The sequence below is a fragment of the Altibacter sp. HG106 genome, from assembly GCF_028561755.1.
Taxonomy (GTDB): domain Bacteria; phylum Bacteroidota; class Bacteroidia; order Flavobacteriales; family Flavobacteriaceae; genus DFVG01.
On sequence record NZ_JAQQTD010000004.1, the window covers coordinates 163,943 to 188,874 of the forward strand.

21 protein-coding genes are annotated in these 24,932 nt (G+C 43.8%); 12 read left to right on the forward strand and 9 right to left on the reverse strand.

Going from position 1 to position 24,932, the window contains the following annotated elements:
* Positions 1–19: 19 nt before the first annotated feature.
* On the reverse strand, positions 20–553 hold the full coding sequence (locus PO830_RS08045) for a DinB family protein (RefSeq protein ID WP_272853032.1): 534 nt from the start codon (positions 551–553) through the stop codon (positions 20–22).
* Positions 554–714: 161 nt separating this feature from the next.
* Here PO830_RS08045 and PO830_RS08050 point away from each other — a divergent pair, with 161 nt between their 5' ends.
* Together PO830_RS08050 and PO830_RS08055 are read left to right on the forward strand one after the other, a co-directional pair.
* Positions 715–1,179 (forward strand): hypothetical protein, encoded by a 465-nt coding sequence (locus PO830_RS08050; RefSeq protein WP_272853033.1) that lies wholly within the window; start codon positions 715–717, stop codon positions 1,177–1,179.
* Positions 1,176–2,402: a hypothetical protein gene (locus PO830_RS08055; RefSeq protein ID WP_272853034.1), complete on the forward strand. Its 1,227-nt coding sequence runs from the start codon at positions 1,176–1,178 to the stop codon at positions 2,400–2,402. Before PO830_RS08050 ends, PO830_RS08055 begins: the two co-directional genes overlap by 4 nt.
* On the opposite strand, the gene hemB is transcribed toward PO830_RS08055, so the two are convergent.
* The 8 genes from hemB to hemA all read right to left on the reverse strand — a co-directional run bounded on the left by hemB (position 2,389) and on the right by hemA (position 9,418).
* Positions 2,389–3,381 (reverse strand): porphobilinogen synthase, encoded by a 993-nt coding sequence (gene hemB, locus PO830_RS08060; RefSeq protein ID WP_272853035.1) that lies wholly within the window; start codon positions 3,379–3,381, stop codon positions 2,389–2,391. The two genes, PO830_RS08055 and hemB, sit on opposite strands and share 14 nt — an antisense overlap.
* A gap of 10 nt (positions 3,382–3,391) precedes the next feature.
* Positions 3,392–4,294 carry an oxygen-dependent coproporphyrinogen oxidase gene (hemF, locus tag PO830_RS08065; protein WP_272853036.1) on the reverse strand — a complete coding sequence of 301 codons (903 nt, stop codon included), beginning with the start codon at positions 4,292–4,294 and terminating at the stop codon, positions 3,392–3,394.
* The gene (locus PO830_RS08070; protein WP_272853037.1) at positions 4,291–5,061 is read right to left on the reverse strand and encodes an EI24 domain-containing protein; all 771 of its coding nucleotides are present in this window, start codon (positions 5,059–5,061) and stop codon (positions 4,291–4,293) included. The genes hemF and PO830_RS08070 overlap by 4 nt, the downstream gene beginning before the upstream one ends.
* A 16-nt stretch (positions 5,062–5,077) precedes the next feature.
* Entirely contained in the window at positions 5,078–5,497 is a 420-nt protein-coding gene (locus tag PO830_RS08075; protein WP_272853038.1) for a DUF6973 domain-containing protein, read from the reverse strand.
* Between the two features lie 62 nt (positions 5,498–5,559).
* Positions 5,560–6,597, reverse strand: a complete 1,038-nt coding sequence (gene hemE, locus PO830_RS08080; RefSeq protein ID WP_272853039.1) for a uroporphyrinogen decarboxylase — start codon at positions 6,595–6,597, stop codon at positions 5,560–5,562.
* On the reverse strand, positions 6,584–7,252 hold the full coding sequence (locus PO830_RS08085; protein WP_272853040.1) for a uroporphyrinogen-III synthase: 669 nt from the start codon (positions 7,250–7,252) through the stop codon (positions 6,584–6,586). Before PO830_RS08085 ends, hemE begins: the two co-directional genes overlap by 14 nt.
* Complete coding sequence (gene hemC, locus PO830_RS08090; protein WP_272853041.1) at positions 7,249–8,157, reverse strand: hydroxymethylbilane synthase; 909 nt, start codon at positions 8,155–8,157, stop codon at positions 7,249–7,251. Before hemC ends, PO830_RS08085 begins: the two co-directional genes overlap by 4 nt.
* Entirely contained in the window at positions 8,150–9,418 is a 1,269-nt protein-coding gene (hemA, locus tag PO830_RS08095; protein ID WP_272853042.1) for a glutamyl-tRNA reductase, read from the reverse strand. Before hemA ends, hemC begins: the two co-directional genes overlap by 8 nt.
* Before the next feature lie 190 nt (positions 9,419–9,608).
* On the opposite strand from hemA, the gene PO830_RS08100 reads away from it, so the two are divergent.
* The 10 genes from PO830_RS08100 (at position 9,609) to PO830_RS08145 (ending at position 24,876) form a co-directional block, all read left to right on the forward strand.
* Positions 9,609–10,499, forward strand: a complete 891-nt coding sequence (locus PO830_RS08100) for an AraC family transcriptional regulator (protein WP_272853260.1) — start codon at positions 9,609–9,611, stop codon at positions 10,497–10,499.
* A gap of 88 nt (positions 10,500–10,587) precedes the next feature.
* A complete protein-coding gene (gene hemH / locus PO830_RS08105; RefSeq protein ID WP_272853043.1) occupies positions 10,588–11,625 on the forward strand; it encodes a ferrochelatase in 1,038 nt (345 codons plus the stop codon).
* Complete coding sequence (locus tag PO830_RS08110) at positions 11,625–13,007, forward strand: MATE family efflux transporter (RefSeq protein ID WP_272853044.1); 1,383 nt, start codon at positions 11,625–11,627, stop codon at positions 13,005–13,007. The genes hemH and PO830_RS08110 overlap by 1 nt, the downstream gene beginning before the upstream one ends.
* A 145-nt stretch (positions 13,008–13,152) precedes the next feature.
* Positions 13,153–16,203, forward strand: coding sequence for a VPS10 domain-containing protein (locus PO830_RS08115; protein ID WP_272853261.1), 3,051 nt, complete (start codon positions 13,153–13,155; stop codon positions 16,201–16,203).
* Positions 16,200–16,739, forward strand: a complete 540-nt coding sequence (locus PO830_RS08120) for a CopD family protein (protein ID WP_272853262.1) — start codon at positions 16,200–16,202, stop codon at positions 16,737–16,739. Before PO830_RS08115 ends, PO830_RS08120 begins: the two co-directional genes overlap by 4 nt.
* A 47-nt stretch (positions 16,740–16,786) precedes the next feature.
* Entirely contained in the window at positions 16,787–18,247 is a 1,461-nt protein-coding gene (locus PO830_RS08125) for a sensor histidine kinase (RefSeq protein WP_272853045.1), read from the forward strand.
* Positions 18,248–18,288: 41 nt separating this feature from the next.
* On the forward strand, positions 18,289–19,071 hold the full coding sequence (locus PO830_RS08130; RefSeq protein ID WP_272853046.1) for an enoyl-CoA hydratase/isomerase family protein: 783 nt from the start codon (positions 18,289–18,291) through the stop codon (positions 19,069–19,071).
* A gap of 54 nt (positions 19,072–19,125) precedes the next feature.
* Entirely contained in the window at positions 19,126–20,193 is a 1,068-nt protein-coding gene (locus PO830_RS08135) for a PA0069 family radical SAM protein (protein ID WP_272853047.1), read from the forward strand.
* A 27-nt stretch (positions 20,194–20,220) separates the two neighbouring features.
* Positions 20,221–23,238: a carboxypeptidase-like regulatory domain-containing protein gene (locus PO830_RS08140; protein WP_272853048.1), complete on the forward strand. Its 3,018-nt coding sequence runs from the start codon at positions 20,221–20,223 to the stop codon at positions 23,236–23,238.
* 42 nt (positions 23,239–23,280) lie between these two features.
* Entirely contained in the window at positions 23,281–24,876 is a 1,596-nt protein-coding gene (locus PO830_RS08145; protein WP_272853049.1) for a hypothetical protein, read from the forward strand.
* Positions 24,877–24,932: the final 56 nt, after the last annotated feature.

The window sequence follows — 24,932 nt, forward strand, 5'->3', positions numbered from 1 at the left end:
TCTTAAAAGTAGTATAAAATTACCAACCTACATAACGTGGAGGGCTGAGGTCTTTTAGGTTGAGATACACAATTAATTGTCCGCGATGGTGCGTCACATGATCTTGTAGCAGCTGTAGCATTTGCAGTCTGTTTTTAGGACCGGCAAAAAAATCGACGGTTTCCGACAGTTTCTCGTTAGATGTCGCTTGAACCTGTTTTGCGACCAAATCAAAACGTTCCGAGAGCGCCTCGAGCAATTGTTGTTTCGACAGCGTTGTAGCGTCTACCTTCGTATACGTCTCTTCGGAAAAGTAGGTGGTTCCTAACCAATGCATGTTTTGTTGAATATGTAGTAACTGCTCTTGAAAGCTCATTTGTCGAGGACTGGGCTTAAAGTCGTACCCGTCTTCGGGCATGGTTTCGGCAATTTCAAGCAAATACAACTTTGAGTTGGCCCATTTTTCGAGCCAGATTGCTTTTATATCAAGCGTTTCGGGAATGTTCGTCTTGGTTTGAGCCACGGTCATGGGACCCACTAAAAGTATCAAAAGGATAGAGAAATAAGCTTTCATTTGATCGGAGTACATTTTTTGACGAAGGTACATAAAAAGTTTTCGTACCTTGAAAGAGCTTTCCGCGTGGCGGAATATGGCAAACATCTCCCCTGCTTATTGTTACGAAATTCATGTCGGTTGCTTTCTGAAGCACCGTCATTCTTAATAGTTCAAAGCGTATGGAAGTTTTCATCACCAAAAACAACAGTACCGAGTTAAAGATACGGCTGCAATACAATACGATTGCTGCGGTAGATGGTCCTCCCACCGTTGCCGTAAATTTTGGCAGCCCGCAACAGAAGGTTATTCCCGTAACAGATCAGGGTGATCATTTTTTAGCGCGCGTTGTAAAAGAGGAGCTTTTGGCCAGCGGGCAAGTGAAGTTGGTCAATAACTTCATGTTAGACTTGGATCAACTTGGTAATAAGGATCAAATCATTCAAAATACCGAAACGGACTTTCACTTTGACGGCGGTCAGGGAGAAGAAGACCATTTTTCACATGAACCACCGGGCGATGTACATCCTGGAGATCCACAGAGCAAGAGTTTTCGCATTTCAAAAACGATTCGAATAGTGCTCATACCAAGGCTCAAAGAAGATATGGAGCAATTGCTAAAAGAATTATTAAAACAGCAGTCATGAGAAGTATCGTCATCATGTCACTACTCGTTGGGAGTACCCTGTTGGGTCAGGAGAAGAACGACGTTTCAATTACCGACTTCAATTTCGAAAGTACGACCAATCCCGCCTTTACCTTGCTAGAGGAGTCGCCCACACAACTGAATACGCCCACCAATCTTCGTGATGTGGCGATCTATCTGAACAACGGAATTGCCAACACCAATTTGGCGGTAGAAATAAACCCCTATTGGTTTATCGCTCCAAAAAAGCGACAATCGTATTTGCGTTATCGCGGATTTCGATGGCGTAACACGGCTACTTCAGAAGATCAAACCGAAGCGTCATTTAAGCATGATCCTTGGGTTGCCTACGAAACACAATCTTCGTTCACCGTAGGGTATGTCTCAAAAAAGTTTGCTGGTTTCGAGGACGAACGACCTGTGGCAGCGGTTGGCTTTCGAACGACCCTTATTTCATTTTACAATGCAACGCGTCAAAATAAAATAAAGGAGGTTGTACAAGGACTAAGGCAAGGAGTTACGGCTGCTCAGAATGTGGCTTTTAAACAATTTCTTGATTTGAATTATACCGAGTTAGTTCAGCCCGATGATCGGTATTGTAATCGGGAAAGCAGCGACCCTCTTCTGGCCCCTTATTTGGAAGCCGCGAAAGCCTATAGGACACAATTTGGAAGTCCTGATTCGGCTGCTGCTATCTTAGAAAAGTATTTGGCAGAACGATGTGAAATCGTTTCGGCATTTGTAAACAATCCGAAATCGATTAAGCCCAATTTTAGATTGGACGGTGCCCTGGCGTATAGTTGGTTATTTGCTGAAAACTCAATTGACAGTGCTACCGAGAATCGTTTTTCGACCTGGCTTACTGCAGACTTGGCAATTCACTTTAGCGACACCAATTATCTGCACGGATACGCTATTGGAAAGTATTTAGACGACGGATTTGTGAGGGATGCGAACGGAGCGTTTTCCTCTGAGGTTTTTTGGGATGTAGGCGGAAAGATAGAATTGGAAACTACCCGCCTGAAAGTTGGGGTTGAATATCTGAAGCGCTTTGGCGTGGGTGAGCAGGAGCGATTCGTGGGCAGCATTAGTTACCAACTGAATGAAAACCTAAGCCTTGTTGGGGCTTTTGGAGAAGACTTCCCGACCGACGAAAATCTGGTGACCCTGTTTGGTATTAATTGGGGTATTGCCGCAGGAGGTCAAACCTTTAGTCAGCAATAAGCCGTACGGCATCCTTGGCAAAATAACTAGCGATGATATGCGCCCCGGCACGTTTGATAGCCGTAAGCTGTTCCATCATCACCTGATCGTGATCTAACCAACCTTTTTCCGAAGCTGCTTTCAGCATCGCGTATTCTCCACTTACCTGATATACGGCCACCGGCACCTGTACGGTATTTCGAATATCCCGTACAATATCCAAATAGCAGAGCCCCGGTTTTACCATGACAATATCGGCCCCTTCTTCAATATCCTGAAGGGTCTCGTTAAGCGCTTCGGCTCTATTAGCCGAATCCATTTGATAGGTTTTTTTGTCCTTCGGAATGTTGTGAAGTGCTACTGGAGCCGAATCTAGTGCATCGCGAAACGGTCCGTAAAAGGCAGAAGCATACTTGGCACTATAGCTCATAATTCCTGTGTTGTGGAAGCCTTCGTCTTCTAGCAAGCTGCGAATTTCGAATATGCGCCCATCCATCATATCGCTGGGCGCAACAAAGTCGGCTCCGGCCTTTGCGTGCGACAGGGCCATTTCGGCGAGTACGGCATTGGTGTCGTCGTTCACGATGCTGCCTTCGGAAACAATTCCGTCGTGCCCATACTTAGAGTAAGGATCAAGTGCAACGTCTGTCATTACAATCATTTCAGGAGCGGAGTCTTTGATGGTCTTGATGGCGCGCTGCATCAGTCCGTCTGGATTGAGTGCTTCCGTTCCCGAATTGTCTTTCAGGGCGTCTTCTACTTTTACGAATAAGAGGACCGAGCGCAATCCTAGCGCATTCAGACTTTTGATCTCCGTCACCAGCGTATCTAAACTGAAGCGAAAGTAATTGGGCATGGAGGCAATTTCTTCCTTGATACCGGTTCCTTCCACAACAAAAAGGGGCACAAGAAAATCATTGGGTGTGATGAGGGTTTCACGAACTAATTTCCGAAGGACTTCGGAAGAGCGTAAGCGTCTGTTTCGTTGTAATGGATACATAAGTTTTCTTTTAGACCCAACTTCTGGGATGTTGTAATACGTTTTGTAATTTTTCTTCTTCGCTTCCCGGTACAGGTTGATGATCATAGCGCCATTGCACATGCGGTGGAAGGCTCATTAAAATACTCTCGATACGCCCGTTTGTTTTCAATCCAAATAGGGTTCCTTTATCGTGTACCAAATTGAACTCTACGTAGCGACCACGCCGAATTTCTTGCCAATCCTTTTGCTTCTGAGTATAAGATGCATCTTTTCTCCGCTGTACGATGGGGAGGTAGGCCTCCAAAAAATGATTTCCCACTTCGGTCACAAAATCGTACCAGTCTTTCATGCTGCGCTCCGGTGTTTTTTTTAGATAGTCAAAGAAGAGTCCACCAATTCCGCGAGCCTCTTCTCGATGTGCATTGTAAAAATAGGTGTCACACCGCTTTTTGTAGGTAGGATAAAAGGAAGGATCGTGCGCATCGCAGGCGTTTTTACAAATTTGATGGAAGTGGGTAGCATCTTCTTCAAATAGGTAGTAGGGAGTAAGGTCTTGCCCCCCACCAAACCATTGATCTACAATATCTCCATTGAGGTCGTACATTTCAAAATAGCGCCAATTGGCGTGAACGGTAGGGACAAACGGATTTTTAGGATGCAGCACCAAACTTAAGCCACAGGCAAAAAAGCGGGCTTCCTTAACCCCAAAATAGGCTTGCATACTTTCTGGCAACTCCCCATGAACTTCACTGATGTTTACACCTCCTTTTTCAAAGACAGCGCCATTTTCAATCACCCGGGTTCTTCCGCCACCACCTTCCGGACGTTTCCAAAGATCTTCTTTAAAGCGTGCGCTTCCGTCTATCGCCTCAAGGGCTTCCGTAATCGTGTTTTGAAGGGTCCGTATATAGGAAACAAATTCGTTTTTCATGAAGTGCTTTTTATCGCTGTTTGTTTAGCAGGTTTGTCATGCAATAATCGAAGGGTTTCGGTGCTTGCCGCAGTGACCGAGAGCGGGAACACCAAAATAATACCAATTACCGGGATCAGCAGCATCAACATAAAGACAATTCCATTTCCCACGGCGATGCCGCTATGACTACGCACAAAACGAATGCTATGGGAGGCGTTCATATGTCTTTCTAAGGTATAATCCATATTTCCGAAGCCGGCATAATACGATTGTACTAAAAATAAGGCAAAGCCGGTGATAAAATTGACAATTGGAATTAGGCTTAACAATAAAATAGGCAGGGTTAAGATAAGCTCCATCCCTAAATTACGGGCGTTGATTCGTATTCCTCGCCACAATTGGGTCATAAAACTGTGTTCCCGGGTTTCTGTACGAGAGAAACCATACAGATGTGCCTCAATCTTTTCGGAAACAGGACTCATAAATGGGGCGCTTAATGCCATTACGATATGTTTGTAAAGGACGACCCCCAACGTGATGATAATGATGGCCCCGAGAAAATCACTAATGGCGTTAAAGGTGCTAGCACCCCATTCCCAAACCCAAACAATCGAAATTAAATCACCCAAGATACCCGATAACCACCATGCCAACAAACCGATAGCGATGGCTGTCACGAGACTAATCGCAATAGGAATGGCAAAATATCGCCACAATCCGAGTCGATTTATGAGCTGTAGTGCGTTGCGGTAGGAGAAGATGCCGCTAAAAATGTTTTTTATCATCGATTATTTAAAAGTTTCATTCAATGAATACCAAAGATTCTGGGAATTGCTCAATTTCTTCAATTTGAGTAACTTTTTGCGCTTTATGGGACAAATTATCTAAAAAAGTAAGCCATTCTTCGATAGTTTTTAGTTCTTGTTTGTCAAAATAATGAAGTCCGATGCGATTGTTATGAAGGTCCATGGCTTCATCCAAAGGGCTGTTTTGGGTCACTTTTTCATACAAATTGGTGAATTTTTGTGTGAAATGAATGGCTTTTAGCTTGTTTTTATTCTTTTTAAAGGATTTTCTACAAATCAGGATATTCCAAAGCGCATGTCGGAATGCGTTCGCTTGATTGGAACGGTGGTGACTATTTCCAAATCGTTTATTGCAGATCATCATGGTTTCGCGTGTGGCTCGCAAGGTAGGAATCAAATACAATGGATGTTTCATAAAGAGTCCAAAAAGGCGAAACCCTTGTGAAACACTTAATTGACTGATTCTAGCAAGAAGGTTCACGAGGAAGCGCGATAGGTCTTAACCGCTTCCACAAAAGCACCTGCGTGCGCGACCGGTATATTTGGCAAAATTCCGTGCCCTAGATTAACAATGTAGTTGTCTTTTCCGAAGGCATCGATCATCTGTGTCACCATTCTTTTGATGTCCTCTGGCGGACTAAAGAGACGGGTGGGGTCAAAATTTCCTTGTAGGGTAATTTTACCTCCGGTAAGGCGTCGTGCGGTTTCCGGAGAACACGTCCAGTCGACACCCAGCGCCGAGGCACCACTTTGTGCCATTTGATCTAGTGCAAACCAGCATCCTTTTCCAAAAGCGATCACATGGGTTTCATCTTTCAAAGCATCAATAATCTGTTGCATATAGTTCCAACTGAATGTTTGGTAATCAGCAGGCGAGAGCATTCCACCCCAACTATCAAACAGCTGTACGGCATTCACTCCGGCTTTCACCTTTTCCTTTAGATATAAAATGGTGGTGTCTGTAATTTTCTGAAGCAAAGTGTGGGCTACCTCGGGCTGTGTAAAACACAATTCCTTCGCTTTGTCAAAATTCTTGCTTCCTTGTCCTTGTACACAATAACACAACAAGGTCCAGGGGCTACCTGCAAAACCGATTAAGGGAATTTCATTCGCTAATTTTTCGGTTGTCATTCTAATGGCATCCATCACATAGCCGAGGGAATCCGTGATATCGGGAATGATTACCGAATCGAGGTCGGATGCCTTTCGTATCGGATTGGGCAACCATGGCCCCACACCGGGTTTCATCTCTACTTCAATATTCATGGCTTGTGGAACCACGAGGATATCACTGAAGAGAATGGCGGCGTCCATTCCGAAGCGCCGAATAGGTTGTACCGTTATTTCACTGGCGAGTTCTGGAGTTCTACAACGGGTAAAGAAATCATACTTCTCTTTTATCTCCATGAACTCCGGTAGATACCGCCCTGCTTGTCGCATCATCCAAACCGGAGGTCGTGAAACGGTTTCGCCTCGTAAGGCTTTAAGAAAAAGGTTGTTCTTAGGTTCGCTCATTAATTCTAAATTTAATGGCCTGCGTCAAGGTGCTAGCCACGGTGGGTTTATTTGCAATGATAATATTGCGGGTATGTTTTTTAGCTTCGGAAGCGGTGGTGGTTCCAATGCAACAAGCAACTATATGTTCCATATTGTTGTGTTCCGAATAACTTTGTACTCCCGAAGGACTATAAAAACAAACGATTTCAAAAAATCGATCAAATTTTTTAGGGTTCAGAAGGGTTCTATACGAAATAACCTCTTCAATGGAGATATTGTTCTCGCGTAACATATCCGGGAGGATGTCGAGTCGTTGTTCCCCAGCAAAGTAATAGAAAACCTCTTTTTTATGATTTTCTATCAGAAATTGTCCTAAAGCAGCCGAGTTTTCCCCAATTTCTAGAAGATTTTGATCTAAATCGCGCAATTTAGCCGCCGTTTTTTCTCCAACACAAAAACAATTCTCAATTTTTGGAGCCATGCTATAGGAGGCTGAAAAAACCGCTTTTACGCCATTTTTACTCGTAAAAATGGCATTTTTTATAAATTTTGGACAAGAAACCGGTAAAAAATCGATTTTTATCGCATTGTATTCGATCACTGATACCCCGGCTTGTAGACATAGCTCTTTTTGGGAGAGGGTTAATTTTTTTGTGGATAGAATGGACTTCACAATTGCGATTTGATGTAGTTCATGAGTTCTCTTCCTCCATTCTGTAGTATTTCATCGGCGCAAGCTTCGCCTAATCCTTCCAGTTGCTTGCGGGAGGCAGAACGCGATACTTCAATTTTTGACGTACCATCAAGGGAAAACAACACTCCCTTGAACTGAATCTGCTCATTTTCTAGCGTAGCTAGCGCTCCTATGGGAGCTGTACATCCTCCTTCTAATCTTCTTAAAAACGCCCGTTCTATATGGGTGCATAGTTCGGTGCTTTCATTGTTAAGGACACGTCCGGCACGATAACTTTCGGAGTCCTCAGCCCTGCTCACAACGAGCATGGCGCCTTGAGCCGGAGCGGGCAGCATCCAATCGAGAGATTCGTACTGTTTTGGAAGCAGATCGATTCGTTGCAATCCTGCTTCAGCAAAAATGGCTCCGTTCCAGTCGCTATCCGCGAGCTTTTGCAATCTCGTGTTTACGTTGCCACGTAAACCCACCACTTTGTGGTGGGGATAGCGATGGAGCCATTGCGCTTTTCGTCTCAGACTTCCCGTCGCAATGGTACACGCGTCGGTATAGGGCATAGTTCCCTTGGTGACCAGGATGTCGATACTTGAAGCTCTTTCTAAAACAGCAACTTCCCGTATGTTATCAGGAAGTTGGGTAGGAACATCCTTCATGCTGTGCACGGCCAAATCGATAGTTCCTTGAAGCAAGGCAATGTCTAATGTCTTTGTAAAGATTCCGGTAATACCCATTTCGTAAAGCGGTTGCTCTACATTGAGATCGCCAGTGGACTTTACAGGAATTAATTCAACGGTATGTCCCTGGGCTTCTAAACGCTGCTGAACGGTGGTTGCTTGCCAAAGGGCCAGCGCACTGTCGCGTGTACCAACTCGCAATACCTTACTCATAAGACTCTGTTTCTATTTGAAAAACACTTTGAATGAAGGCAATGCTTTCTGAGGTAGCAATAGAATCGTCCTTCAGATGGTTGGCAAAATGTGTGGTGATTTTATGGATCAACCGATCCGAAATAATTTCGGCTTGCTGTTCGTTGAAATCGGCTAGTTTTCGACGCTGATTATCAATTTCTCCACTTTTGATTTCTGTGAGTTTCGACTTCAATGCTTTTATCGTAGGAGCAAAACTTCTATTCTTTACCCAGGTTAGAAACTCAGCTTTAATCTCTTCGATGATCTTCTCGGCATGTGGTACCTGCGCTTTGCGTTGCTCAAGCGTTTCATGCGTCACTTGAGAAAGTTCATCCAGAGGCACGAGACTAACCAGGGGATTTTCAATAACATTGGGATCCACGTTTCGCGGAATGGATAGATCGAGAATTAAAATAGGTTTTTTAAGAAAAAGCAACTCCTTATTGATGGTAGGCTGTTGCGCCCCGGTAGCTACAATCAGGACATCTGCCTGCGATATTTCCGATTGAATATCGGCGTAGTCTTTAACCACTACATTGTATTTTCCTGCCACTTCTTCAGCCTTTACTTTGGTTCGATTGATCAGTGCGATGTGATCGTTCTTGGTATGTTTTAGAAGGTTTTCACAGGTATTTCTACCAATTTTCCCCAGGCCAAAGAGCACAATGTTCTTTTCTGAAACGTAGGGCACTCGTGCCATGATATATTGCACAGCGGCAAAACTAACCGAGGTGGCTCCTGAAGAGATGTCGGTTTCATTCTTGATGCGTTTACTGGCCTGTATTACTGCATTACCAAGTCGCTCCATGTAGGCGTTTAACAAGCCCATTTGTTTAGATCGTTTGAAGCTGTTGCGCAACTGACTGATAATTTCGAAGTCTCCAAGAATCTGACTGTCGAGTCCGGTGCCCACTTGAAACATATGGGTAATGGCATCCTGGTTTTTTTTAGTGTATGCAACTTTTTCAAGAGCCTGTACAGTCCCTTTGGTATGACGGCAAAGCAATTGCATGAACTGCGACTCATTTTTGGCAAAGCCGTACAATTCGGTTCGATTGCAAGTAGAAATAACGATTAGCGACGAAATCCCTTCCTTCTTCGCGTCCTCTAGAAGAGCAGCTTGCGCGTTGTTGGATACACTAAAATGTCCGCGAATGGCTTCGTCGGCCTTTTTATAATTGAGACCAATAACACAAAACTGGGAAGGTGTTATGGCGGTGTGGGTTCCGTTCTTTTTCATAGAATCTGGCGCAAAAATAGCGGGTCTCTGTTTAAAAAAATAACGCTTGACGCATCAATTGTATCGAAGGACGTTAAAAAGAGCAAAATTACGAGCGTTTCTTCGGAAAACAGCTACCTTAGCCCTATAACAGAAGCTATTAATCATTATAGTTTAGATTAATTCTAAATAAATTGCGGGTATGGATTCCATGAATGTCGACAAAAGTATCGCTGAAAGATTGAGCACCGAATGGTTGACGCCAGAAGGGCTTTTGGTGTTAAAATGCACTAATGATGGAGCCGAGTCCCAACTTTTTAAGCGCACGGTAGCGTCCAATATGATTCAGTTTCACTTCTGTATCAAAGGCAATGCGCAGTTTATTTTCAATGATGGAAATTATTCGCTTCCACTTTCAGAAGACCGCTCCTTGTTGTTGTACAACCCACAACGAGAATTACCGCTAAACCTTGTGTTGCCGGCGGCTTCTTGGGTCGTATCTGTGATCGTCCCCATCCAAAAGTTCCATGAATTTTTCTCTTCCGAAGCCAATTACATTTCCTTTTTGAGCGAGGAGAATAGAGAACGAAAATATTATAAGGAAGCGCCTATTACACCTTCCATGGCGATCGTTTTGAACCAACTTGTCAATACCCGCTTACACGCGTCGGTGCAATCCCTATACCTCAAAGCGAAGATCTATGAATTAATGAGTCTTTATTTCCACCGTCCGGCGCACATCGACATCGAACAATGCCCTTTTCTGGCAGATGAAGAAAACCTGGTAAAACTGAAACGAGCCAAAGAAATTATCATCCGTAGAATGGCAGAACCACCCACCCTACAGGAGCTTTCCGATGAAATTGACCTCTCCCTCAACAAATTGAAAGAAGGCTTTAAGCAGGTGTATGGCGATTCTGTCTTTAGCTTTTTGTTTGATTATAAAATGGAGGTTGCCCGCAATATGCTTGCCACCGGAAATTATGCCGTAGGGGATGTGGGACTAAAAGTAGGCTATAGTACCGCAAGCCATTTTATCGCGGCGTTCAAGAAGAAGTTTGGGACGACACCCAAGAAATTCGTAATGAGCCTTACCTCATAGAATATGTGAATATCCACATTGGTTTTTTCATTTTGGGAATGTTTGACCGTTGTGTCTATTAAGCGTATTTTTGCATCAAAACCACGCTATGAAAGGAGTGCTTCTTGTCAATTTAGGGTCGCCAGACAGTACCGATCCCAAGGATGTAAAAAAGTATCTCGATGAATTTCTTATGGATCCCCGTGTGATTGATGTCCCACGATGGGCCCGTATCCTGTTAGTGCGTGGTATTATTTTGAATACACGTCCCAAGAAATCAGCCGAAGCCTATCAAAAAATCTGGTGGGAAGAGGGATCTCCGCTGATTGTTATTTCAGAGCGACTTAAGGCGAAGGTGCAGCAACAATTAAATATCCCAGTAGCACTGGCAATGCGCTACGGAAGCATGACTCTTAAAAAAGGCATGCAGGAACTTGTTGATCAAGGCGTGACCGAACTGCTCACAATTCCGTTGTACCCACAGTTTGCGATGGCAACTACCGAAACCATTGATGTGAAAGTAGCCGAATTGCAAGCGGAGCACTTTCCGGAGTTATCCATTTCGTCCTTACCAGCATTCTACCACCGAAAAGAATATATTGAAGTGCTTTCCAGAAGTATTGCGGAAGGTCTGAAAGGGTTTGAATACGACCACCTGCTATTTAGCTACCACGGGGTACCCGAACGTCATATACGAAAGAGCGATATCACCAATGGACATTGTAAAATAAACGGAAGCTGCTGCGTGACACCTTCCAAAGCACATCGTTTTTGCTACCGTCATCAGTGTTTGGAAACCACGCGACTTGTGGCGGAAACTCTTGGTTTGAAAGAAAACACCTATTCCACCTCTTTTCAGTCGCGATTGGGCTTCGATCCATGGCTGCAGCCTTACACCGACCGTACCATTGAGCGACTCGGAAAAGCAGGAATTAAGAACATGGCTATTGTCACTCCTGCCTTTGTGAGTGACTGTCTCGAAACCTTAGAAGAGATCGCTATGGAAGGAGAAGAGATCTTTCATGAAGTGGGAGGAGACGATTTTCGAACGATCCCATGCTTGAACGATCGTGATGACTTCGCCCAGCTTTTAGTCGATTGGATCGAAGAATGGCGCATTGTCAACCCTACAACCGCGATTGCTTAATGGGTAGCGGGAGACGATCGGCCGAACTCGGTACCAAATCTATTGGCTCACTGCTCTTACAACAGGCAGTTCCCGCCTCGATCGGGATTCTAGTAATGTCTCTCAACATGATTGTGGATACCATTTTCGTAGGAAGATGGATCGGTCCCTTGGCCATTTCAGCAATCACAGTAGTGATACCTGTCACGTTTTTTATTGGAGCGATCGGGCTCTCCATTGGGATTGGTGGAAGTTCGGTGCTTTCGCGAGCGCTGGGCGCCGAAAATGACTCTAAAGCGCTTCAGGTTTTTGGAAATCAGATCACGCTTACCTTACTCAGTTCCGGCTTGTTGGCGGTCATCGGACTCGTATTTCAGAATCAATTGATTCAATTCTTTGGCGCCGATGAATCCTTTCAAGACCTCGCATTAACCTACTATCGTATTGTCCTCTACGGAATTGTGATGCTTGCCCTATGTATGATGGGGAACAACGTGATTCGGGCCGAAGGCAAGCCAAAGTTTGCGATGTATGCGATGATGCTTCCCGCCATCGGAAACATCTTTATGGATTGGCTCCTTATCAAAGTGTTCGATATGGGAATGGAAGGAGCGGCTTGGGCTACCTTCTGGAGCTACGCGATCTGTTTCGGATTCATCCTATGGTTCTTTCTTTTCAAAAGTGAACTGCGACTTACCTTTCATGCCCTTCGACTAAAGCGTAAGCTTGTCAATGAGATCAGCAGCTTAAGCGCCGTCACACTCGCGCGTCAGGCGACTATTAGTGTGTTTACCGTGCTTATCAATAATGTGTTAATCGTAACGGGCGATGCCTTAGATGTGGCTACCTACGGAATCATAAGCAGGATGTTGATGTTTGCGCTCTTCCCCGTAATAGGAGTGAATCAAGGATTTCTTCCCATTGCAGGATATAACTACGGCGCCGAAAAATTTCAACGGGTTCGTAAATCCATAAATATCTCCATAGTATATAGTTCCATTCTAGCCTTACTGATTTTTGCGATTATTATGATTTTTCCGGAGCCGATCGTATCCATTTTTATCAGCAATCAGTCTGGGTTAGATGCCGAAACGCTCGCCAACAACCAAACGCTTTTAGAGCGCACCCCCAAAGCCTTGCGATGGGTTTTTGCGGCCACTCCAGTGATTGCCATCCAACTAATAGGCTCTTCGTATTTCCAGGCCATCGGGAAAGCAGTTCCCGCACTGCTGTTATCACTTACGAAGCAAGGGTTTTTCTTAATTCCTCTGATTCTGATTTTGCCTGAATTCTATGGGGTTTGGGGGGTCTGGATTGCCTTCCCCATCGCCGATGTGCTATCTACAATTGTTACTGGTTATTTTCTTAATAAGGAAGTTCGGAAAACACTTAGAGACAAGTAAATTTCTGTAGTGGCGGTGAATGGCTTTTTGTAGTACATCTTCTGAAGAAAATATCGCTTTTTGTATCTTTAGAGGCAATATTAAATCATCCAGCATGAAACAGCTCTCTCTCACTTCTTTACTATTTTTCTTAGGACTCTTCGGAATGTTGATTCCCGAAGGTATCGCACAACAATATGACGAAGCTTTATATGGGTCGCTAGAATACCGATTGATTGGCCCTTTTCGAGGCGGAAGAAGTGCGGCGGTCACCGGAGTTCCCGAACAGCCTAACCTATTTTATTTTGGAGCGACCGGAGGCGGTGTGTGGCGCACCAAGAACGGAGGACGAACCTGGGAGAATATTTCTGATGGATATTTTGGGGGTTCTACCGGATCTATTGAAGTAGCCGAAAGCGATCCCAATGTGATTTATGTTGGCGGTGGAGAAAAAACGGTTCGTGGAAACGTTTCTAGTGGCTACGGAATCTGGAAAACAGAAGATGCCGGAAAAACCTGGAAATCGATGGGGCTGGAGAAAAGCAGGCATATCCCGCGCATTGCCATCCACCCAAAAAATCACGACATTGTTTACGCGGCAGTGCTAGGCAATATCTATAAACCCACCCAAGAAAGGGGTGTATACAAAACTGTAGACGGCGGCAAGACTTGGAAAAAAGTATTATTCGCTAATGAGAATGCAGGCGCCGTAGATTTGATCATGGATCCCAATAACCATCGGGTCTTGTACGCGGCTACCTGGAACGTGCGTCGTACACCCTATAGTCTCAGTAGTGGTGGAGATGGATCGGCACTTTGGAAAAGTACCGATAGCGGAGAAACTTGGACTGAAATTTCAAAAAATGAAGGATTTCCCAGTGACACCTTAGGAATTATTGGAGTTACCGTATCTCCTGCAAATAGCGAGCGGGTTTGGGCGATCGTTGAAAACAAGGAAAAGGGGGGGGTTTACCGCAGCGAAGATGGGGGAGAAACCTGGTCCTTAATCAATAGCGAACGAAAATTGCGACAACGGGCCTGGTATTATACCCGAATCTACGCCGATACCGAAGATGAAGACCTTGTTTACGTATTGAATGTACGGTATCACAAAAGTACCGACGGCGGAAAAACGTATAGTACCTACAATGCGCCTCATGGTGATCACCACGATCTGTGGATCGCTCCCGAAGATCCTAATCGCATGATCATAGGAGATGATGGTGGTGCGCAAGTAACCTATGATGGGGGCGAAACCTGGAGTACCTATCACAATCAACCTACCTCACAGTTCTATCGAGTAACTACAGACAACGCCTTCCCATATCGCATTTATGCGGCTCAGCAAGACAATTCCACGGTAAGAATTCCGCACCGCACCGAAGGCTGGAGCATCGATGAAGACGATTGGGAGTCTACGGCCGGAGGCGAAAGTGCGCATATTGCTGTAGATCCTGAAAACCCGGAAATTGTATATGGAGGTAGTTACGATGGTTTTTTAACTCGATATAATCACGACACCGGTACGGTGCGTAGTGTGAGCGTATGGCCCGACAACCCTATGGGCCATGGCGCTGAGGATATGAAGTATCGTTTTCAGTGGAACTTTCCGATATTCTTTTCCCCCCACGACCCAAATAAGTTATACACGGCGTCAAATCACCTGCATGTCACCACCAACGAAGGGGAGAGCTGGGAAGTGATCAGTCCGGACCTTACTCGAGATGATCCTAGCAAGCAAAAATCTTCTGGAGGGCCCATTACACAGGACAATACTTCTGTGGAATATTATTGTACCATTTTCGCTGCCGCGGAATCGCCCGTCACGCCGGGCTTGATCTGGACCGGAAGTGACGACGGACTTATTCACGTGACACGCAATGGAGGAAAAGATTGGACCGATGTTACTCCGAAGGGCATGCCAGAATGGATGATGATTAATAGCGTAGAACCTTCCGTATTCGATCCAGGAACCTGTTATGTGGCTGGAACCCGCTACAAATTAGGGGATTTCACACCATATCTTTACAAGACAACTGATTACGGAGCGACCTGGAAAAAAATCACGAACGGAATTCCTGCGGAACATTTTACAAGAGTGTTGCGGGAAGATCCCAAACAGAAAGGATTGCTCTATGCCGGAACCGAAACCGGAATGTATATTTCGTTTGATGATGGTGCCAATTGGAAATCATTTCAAATGAACTTACCCATCGTTCCCATTACCGATCTGGCGGTTCGAGATAACAATTTGATTGTCGCAACGCAAGGAAGAAGTCTCTGGATTATTGACGATCTGTCGGTAATTCATCAACTTTCCGCGGCAAAAGGGAACGATAACTACCTGTACAAGCCAAAGGACACCTATCGTATGGGAGGTGCTTCTCGGTCGGGTTCCCTTACGAGCGGAACCAACCATCCGGCAGGAGTGATGACGTATTTTTATGTGAATGATCCCAAGGATAAAGAAATTGCCTTGCACTATCTAAATGCTGCAAATGATACCATTCAAAGTTTCTCTACAAAAGACAAAAAGAACAAGCTGGATGTTTCTAAAGGGGCTAATTACCATACTTGGGATATGCGTGGCGAAGGTGCAGAGCGTCTTCCGGGAATGGTTTTATGGTGGGCGAGTACCGATGCGCCGCAAGCGGTTCCAGGGAACTATAAAGTGGTTTTAGAAGTTGGAGACGAAACCTATTCGCAGCCCTTTAAAATAGTACCTGATAAAAATGCAGAGACGGATATTGCCGGAATGCAACAGCAATATGATTTTATTGCGGATGTCAATAAAACGGTAGATCGTGCACATCAATCCATTAAGAAAATCCGAAAGATTAGTGACCAACTTGAAGCCTTTCAGAAGCAATATAAAGATAATGAGGCGGTAAGTGACCTGGTGGAAAAAGCCAAGACCATGCAAGAAGACTTCTCGAAGATTGAAAAGGCCTTATATCAAACGCAAAACCGCAGTGGGCAGGATCCACTGAACTTTCCTATCCGACTTACCAACAAACTGGCGCACTTAAACAGCTTAGTGAGTATGGATGATTTTCCGCCTACCCAACAAGATATCGCGGTGAAAAATCAGTTGACCCAGCAAGTGAGAGCCGAATTAAACAAGTTCGATACCATGGTAGACCAAGAGATTAGTGCGTTCAACGCGGCTTTTAACCAAAAACAATTGAACTATCTATTTATTGAAAGCGACGAATAGTGGAGTATAATTATATCAAAGCCCTGCACCTGATTTTTGTGATCACCTGGTTTGCAGGGCTCTTTTATATCGTTCGCTTGTTCGTGTATCAAATCGAGGCGAGTGAAAAACCTTCTCCAGAACGGGAGATCATTGGCGACCAATTAAAATTGATGGCCAAGCGCCTTTGGTTGATCATTACCTGGCCCTCTATGTTTCTGGCAGTTGGCTTCGGAATATATATTCTGGCCCTTCGTCCATTTTACCTCAGCGATGCCTGGATGCAAGTAAAACTAGGGTTCGTGGTTGCGCTTATCATCTACCACATCAAATGCCACATGATCTACAAAAACCTGCAGCAGGATGAGGTGCGCTATCGTTCAAATTTCATGCGATTGTTCAACGAAGGGGCCACTATTATCTTATTCTCGGTAGTATTCTTGGTGATTCTGAAAAATGCCATCAATTGGATCTACGGAACCCTTGGAATTCTTGTTTTTGCGATCCTTCTCATGCTTGGCTTCCGATTCTACAAACGGATTCGAGAAAAACAATAGCGAAGGTTTGGCGTAATAATTGCTATCTTCCCAATGAATTCCAAGGTATGATCGTTTATAAGTCCTTACGTTTTCGGATTTTCATGTCCATGTTATTATTGGTAGTGCTGGCTTCCATTCTAATCGCCGTAGTAACTATTGTTCAGTACCGAGAAGAGGCGAAGGACTATCACAGCGATCGGTTGCAGCGGAAAGAAACGAGTATTCGGGAGAATATCGATTACATGCTGAAGAATACCACCTACCCGGTAGAAACCGAATACATTGCGCTCATCTTCAAGAATAAGATCTACGAAATAAAGGATATCCATAATTTGGAAGTGTTTCTCTACGATCTGGATGGGCGGCTACTAAAATCTTCGAAAGCTTCTTTTGTGAAGGATACCAGTTATCAACAAATTCCGCGGTACGCCTTAAAAGGACTCGAAAACTCACCAGACAAACACTTTATCGAGAGTTTTGAGGAAGACGGGCAAAAATACCAATCTTCGTATTCGTATATCACCGATAGCTATTTTAAACCGATAGCCATCTTGAACCTGCCCTATATTGAAGACGATGATTTTATCAATAAAGAACTGCGTGAGAATTTGAGTAGAATGGCCATCGCGTATTTCTTCATGATCTTGATCGCCATCATTTTGGCTTATTTTCTTTCGAAATATATAACGCGATCCCTTAAAACGGTGAGTGACAAGATCAATGAGACGCGCCTCAATAAGCGCAATCAAAAAATTGAGTTAGAGGAAAATACCACGCAGGAAATTTCCAATCTTGTGATGGCGTATAACGGAATGATCGACGAATTGGAAAATAGCGCGGCCCAGCTCGCAGCGAGTGAGCGCGAAGCGGCCTGGCGTGAAATGGCCAAGCAGGTGGCGCATGAGATCAAAAATCCGTTAACGCCTATGCGATTAACGGTTCAAAGTTTTCAGCGTAAATTCGATCCCGAAGACCCCAATATCAACAAAAAGTTGAACGAATATAGCGATACGCTCATCCAACAGATCGACACCATGAGCTCTATTGCTTCGGCCTTTTCTACCTACGCAAAAATGCCAGCCCAACAAGATGAAACGCTAGATGTGGTCAAGATCACCAAATTGGCGCTGGATATTTTTAACGAAGATTATATTCATTTCTTTTCCGAAGAAGAGGAAACCATTGCAAAATTCGATCGCACACAGCTCATACGGGTTATCACCAATTTGGTAAAAAACAGCATTCAAGCCATCGAACAAAAGCAACCGGAGATTCCACGTATAAACGTTCGGGTATTTTCGAACCATAAGGAGGTGTGTATTTCTGTGGAAGATAATGGCGTGGGTATTTCTGAAGAGAATAAACCCTTGGTCTTTGAGCCAAAATTCACGACCAAGTCAAGTGGAATGGGCTTGGGGCTTGCTATGGTAAAGAAAATTGTGAATACCTATCAAGGGGAAATTTCTTTTTCTTCAACTTCAGGAAAAGGCACGACCTTTCAGGTGGTTTTTCCTAAATACGCCTAAGTTTTTTGTATTTTTAAAGCAGATAGCTACAAAAAACGACTATGACCTACGACAACTTATTGACTCATACAGAAGAAGGAGTTTGTACCATTACCATTAACCGCCCTTCGAAACTAAATGCCTTAAATAGAAAGACGATTTCTGAGCTGCACAAGGCTTTTAAAGAAGCGAATGAGGATGCCGCTTGCAAAGTAATTATTGTGACCGGCACCGGTGAAAAGGCCTTTGTCGCCGGCGCTGATATTTCTGAATTTGCCGATTTCTCGGTATCTCAAGGAGAACAACTTGCGGCGGAAGGACAAGCCAAATTGTTCGATTTTGTTGCCCATTTAGAAACTCCCGTGATTGCGGCCGTTAACGGATTTGCGCTTGGGGGCGGACTCGAATTGGCCATGGCTGCCCATTTTCGTGTAGCAAGCGATAATGCCAAAATGGGACTGCCCGAAACCTCGCTCGGGGTGATTCCCGGGTACGGAGGAACACAGCGACTTCCCCAATTGGTGGGCAAGGGACGTGCCTTCGAAATGATTATGACCGCTCAAATGGTCGATGCGACCCAGGCCTTACAGTACGGATTGGTGAACCACGTAGTGGCTCAGGAAGAACTGCTCGATTTTACGGTCGCCCTCGCAAAAAAGATCATGAAAAATTCATCTGTAGCGATTGCAGCAGCGATAGAAGCCGTGAATGCAGGGTTTGAAGATGGAGAGAATGGCTACGAAGAAGAGATCACCCAGTTTGGAAAATGTTTTGGCACGGCCGATTTCCAAGAAGGAACACAGGCATTTCTAGAAAAGCGTAAAGCGAACTTTCCAGGACAATAATGGAAATAATCCAATTTAATAGGAAATAATCCAAATACTGCGTAATTTTGGTGGATGCCAGAATCGATCCACGGAAGAGGTGCTCAAAAACAACAGCACAATAGATTTGATGAATTTCGTCATGAAACGCGAAATGATTATTTGAATTACTGTCATTCTGAAGGAGAAGCAGCCGACGACAATCATACCAAGTACTTGGATGTTTTTCCGAAGACTTTTGTCAATAAAGTGACGAGTCCCGATGTAGGAATGGGATATTCCGCCAACCCCTATCAAGGTTGTGAACATGGGTGCGTCTACTGCTACGCTAGGAATAGTCATGAATACTGGGGTTATGGTCCAGGGCTGGATTTTGAACGCACAATTCTGATTAAAAAAAATGCTCCGCAACTCTTAGAAGAGAAGTTAAAGAGCAAGGCGTGGAACGGCGATACCATAGTGTTCTCGGGAAATACCGACTGCTATCAACCCATTGAACGGAAGCTTGAGATTACTCGAAAGTGTCTGGAAGTCATGCTAAAATGGAAACACCCTACGGGAATTATTACAAAAAACGCTTTGATTCTGAGGGACCTTGAGCTTCTAAAAGCGTTGAATGAATACAACGCCATTTCTGTGTATATTTCAATAACTAGTCTTTCAGAAGGGATACGTCGACTTCTGGAACCACGTACCGCTAGTATTAAAAAGCGTTTGCAGGTGGTGGAGACCCTTGCGAAATATGATATCCCGGTGCATGTGATGATGGCTCCCATTATTCCTTCTCTAAATTCTCACGAGATATTGCCCTTAGTGAAAACAGTTGCCAATCTAGGCGCACGGTCGGTTGGGTATACGGTCGTCCGACTCAACGGGCAGATCGGACCGATTTTCGAGGACTGGCTTCGGAAGACCATGCCCGATAGAGCCGATCGTATCTTGCATCAAATTGCGGAATGTCATGGAGGTCAGCTGAATGACAGCACTTGGGGCCGAAGAATCAAGGGGAGCGGTGTCATTTCAGAACAGATTAAAAGTACAATGGCGCTCGCCAAAAAAAGATACTTGCCAGAGGGAGGAATGCCCTCTCTTTGTGTTGATCATTACCTACAAATTAAGAACCCGCAATTGGGTTTATTTTAAAATTCCTATCTTAAAAAGAAATTTTATATGCGATTACGACTTTTTTTTCTTCTCTCCTTTATAATGTCTATCGCATATTCTCAGCAGTGGGAACTGCAAGGATCTGTTATTAATGGTAAAACACAAACTCCCATTGAATTTGCTAATATTGGTGTGATCGAAAAACATATTGGGACCGTGAGCGGGATCGATGGAACATTCTATTTGTCAATAAAAAACGATGATATTTCCGCAAGTGATCTGGTTCAATTCTCAACAATAGGATTTACGAGTAAAACAATTTCAGTGGGGCAGTTGGCCCAACAATTGGCGCAAAACAAACCGGTGGTTTTAGACCCTGTTACCTACGAATTAGATACCGTCATGCTGATTGGCGGTGAAAAAAAGGAAGTTACCTTAGGAAATAACGGATACAGTACCGAAACGTACGGGTATTGGCGCGATTCACTAGCGCTGGGTGGAGAAATCGCCACCAAGATTAATATCCGAAAGCGAAATACCAGTCTTAATTCTCTTCAATTTAGAGTATTAGAGAACTATTCCGACAGCCTACTCATCCGAATAAATATTTACGATTACGAAAATCAATACCCGGGGAAGAATCTTCTCACTCAGAATATCTATCATACCGTGACCCAACGAAACGGGGTGGAGACCGTAGATCTAAGTCCGTTTCGCTTACGAGTATCGTCAGATATTATCGTGAGTGTAGAGTTAATTAAAATATACGGGAATGCGCTTTATTTTGTAATGGCGGGCAGTTTAGATAATGGAATTTCATACCGTCGTTATGTGAGCCAAGACAAATGGATCAAACATGAAGTGGGGATGGCCATGATGCTCGAAGGTCAATATTACAAATACGGAAATCGAAAATCTGATTTACTTCGGAAACAACCGGAGCGAATTACACTTCTGTGGGATAATGCTGATAGGATGCGAAATAGAAATGCACAAGAAGAATTAACGGTGTTGAGTCAGTATCTAAAATATCAGGAATCAGTGGAGGTGACCGCGATAGTTACTAATACTGCGGAAACACACACCCAAACATTTCGTTGCGAAGGGGAATGTCCCGAAGTGATCTCATTTTTAAAGCAATTCGGATATATGGGTGCCTCAAATTATACCGAGTTGGAAACCTTAGCGTCTTCCGAAACAGACGCTATTGTGCTGTTTTCTGACGGAACTTCAGTGCTATCAACCTTGCCTGAAAGTGCCCAGGCACCCGTATTTGCCATCAACAGTCAACGTAATGCTAATCATAAATCACTTCAGAAACTATGCTTTATTACTGACGGGCATTATGTAAACCTTGTGACTACCCCAATTGACCAAGCCTGGCAGCTCCTGGCATACGATATAGCCGATGAAAAACGATATGATGATACGAATATCACCGAAGGATTTGTGTCGGGAAAGGTAGTAAATACTGAAGGTGTGCCAATCAACGGCGCTGTAGTTAGGGTGAAAAACTCTTTTACTGAAGTGATAACAGACGGTGATGGAGCCTTCAAGATTCCGACAGCCGATGGGGATGTCGTGGTATTTTCATATATCGGTGTGAGACCTTTGGAGGTCACGGTAAGCACTGGGGACAAGTTGACAATAACGATGGCCTTACAGGCAGAATTGCTGGATGAGGTGGTTTTAGACGGAAAACCACAAAAGGAAAAGGTGCAAACCGTTTTTGGAGAAAGAGATGCCGATGCCATAGCCACTTCTGTGCAACGACTCACCGAAAAGGACATTGATGCATCGTATCAAACGCTAGATCAATTAATTAGGAAATTACCCGGAGTGCTCGTTACAGGGCTCGGAAATGACAAGCGATATTCCTTTCCGAACAGCATGGGTTCTTCCGCTATCTTAGATACGAACCCTATTATCGTTATTGACGGTATCGTATATCAGCAAAAGGACGGATTGGATAATTTACCACCAATCGACCTTCAACGCATAAAAAGCATTGAAGCGCTAAAATATACGCATAGTACAAGTGCTCGCTTTGGCTCCTTAGGAGCCTATGGAGCCATAATCATCAAAACAGAAGCTACTTCAAAGACAATTCAAAATAAAAAGATTTCAACCCCCTCACTATTAGTGCAGGGTAATGATTACCAACACGATGCGATTGATTTACAAGCCGCCTTGAGAACAGATGCCGCGATATTAAAATTGAAGAATGCCAATAACCCTGAACAACGAAAAGCGCTTCTTATCAATCAACTTCGTAACAACAATCAATTGGGGTTGGATTATTTTATGGACGTGTCGGATGTGCTCGCGGAAGAAAATAAGCAATACGCTGCTGGATTTCTCGATATATTGACGGAAAGGGCTTGGAACAACCCCAAGGTGCTGCGTGCACTTGCTTATAAATACGAACAATTTGGGGCGTATGAACGGGCACTCGCACTTACCGAAAAAGTGCTCACCCTTCGACCTGAACAAATGCAAGGGTATCTGCAGTTAGCGCGCACTTTGTATTCCGCAAATAAAATCACTGATGCCTATGAGAATTACAAAGCGATACTCGTCAATACTAAAAATGCTTCTCGCTTTGATGAGCTCCGTGAAACGGCAGAAACAGAATTAAAACATTTAGTGGCTTTTCATCGAAGTGAGGTCCCGTTTCAAGAATTGCCAAGTGATCTATTAAATGCCAATGCGAAGCAAGACATTCGTATGGTGTTGGAATGGACTGATCCTTCTGCAGAATTTACCCTTCAATTTGTAAATCCCGACAACAAGTTCTACAACTATAGTCACGATCAATTTGACAATCCCAACCTTATGAAAACCCATATCGAGAATGGATATATGGGCGCCGAATTTGTAATTGATGGGGCCGAAGCGGGCCAATGGAAAGTGAATCTTCAGTACCGTGGGCAGTATTCAGGTAGTCCTCCGCCATATCTTCGATATACTAGAATTGTTAACTACGGGTTGCCTTCCGAAGAAAAGATAGTTAAAGTAATTCCGTTGGTTCGATTGGATAAAAAAACCATGCTGGATTCTTTTCAATATAGAAAAGCATACTAGGACAACAGAACGTTTCTATCACTAAAAGACTTTTGTGAATTCATGAAAAATCAAATCCTTCTATGTTCGTTTTTATTTTTGGCCATCCCTTTGGCGTCTTCGCAGGAAGGCTATAGAGTTCAATCTAACAATAAAGAAAAATTATCATACGTCTATTTCGACATAAATGATACTTGGAAAACCGGGTATTCTGATGCGTTTGTTACCTCCAATTCGAACAAGGTTCCCAATGAAAAGGTAACGGTTTATGCCGTAGATAGTTCACCTCAAGAACTGTTGTCGGGGAACAGTTTTATGTTCACGGATCTGGCGGGAAATCAAACTATGCTCAGCTTTACGGAGAACTCGCTTATAGAATTTGCAAACGAGTATAAAACAGAAATACCCCTGACGTATACAAGTTCAGGATATCGCTATTCAGATCCCCTTTTAAAGGCAATTATTCCTGAAGAATTTACTAACAATAGAGGGGTTTCAAAGAATCGCAGCATTCCTTCGGTTACCAGAGATGTAGCCTTATATACAGACGGCAATCTCCTCTATTTAGCCACGGTAAGACACCACGGTTATACTAAAAAAGCGTCTGAGGGAATACTAGGAAAGATGTCGTTAACAAAAAATGAAGCGATGGCGCAAACCATACAAGACCGCAAAGTAGCGTTTCTTCATACCGTTCAACCCTTATGGCCCAATATACCCTATCGATTTTATGAGAAAACAGAGCCTCGAAACTCCCCCTTTAAGCAAACTATTCAAGCGTTGGTCAATGGAAATTCTGAAGATGTGAAAGACTCTTTTTTTGAAACGTTTCATAATATTTTTCTCTGGAAATTAGGGAGCTACTTTAAAGATGCTATAAAAAACGAGCAGTACACAGAACTACACTACACGTATAAAAACACTGCGTCAACGCAGATACGGTTAGGGAAGTTTACTGAGAAAAATTCTAGTGAGGTGAATGTTTTGATTCCAACACAATTTGAGCGGACGTTTTGGAAATTTCTCAAGGAAAAGCATTTCAATAATTCAGAAGGGACAAGGCCAAATAATGTTTTCGATGTGTTTTTTGCAAGCCTTCAAGGATATGACGACCCGAGATTGCAGAATTTACTACTGAATTTAGAACGGTATACCAAGAACGAACCGCTCGGTCGGTGGCTCGGAGCGATCAATAAAATTAGAAGCGATTACAAAAAGCCAGGTCCTATCACCTCGAAAACAGACCAAGGTGACGTAAAGAGTTACAACGGCAATGATAATCCTTCATTTCTCTCAATGATAAATACATTCTATCGCGATAAGAGATATGAAGTTAAAGGTGCCGGAAACACGCTACTCGTTAACTATAAAGTTGATGTCGTAAACATCCACTGGATTCCCGATGACCCAAAAACTATAGCGGCAAGTTCGATGGGACAGTACGAAATCAAAATTTCAAAACCGTTATACGTATCGATTCCTTCCACAGTGCTCTATACTAAGGGCATGAACCCGGAAAGTAGTAAGGTTCGGCAAGTGGTTCGTGATTTAATAGCCGGGGAGGTTTCCAAGACCAACGCAACCATTTCGATTCTAGAAGACAATTTGCATGAAGGAAAATTTGAAGTGGTGGACATCACTTGGTATTGGACGTTTTAACTTTTGCCTCAACATATAAACGGCTCGATTTTTGCTGCCTTTTAGTTACCGCTATA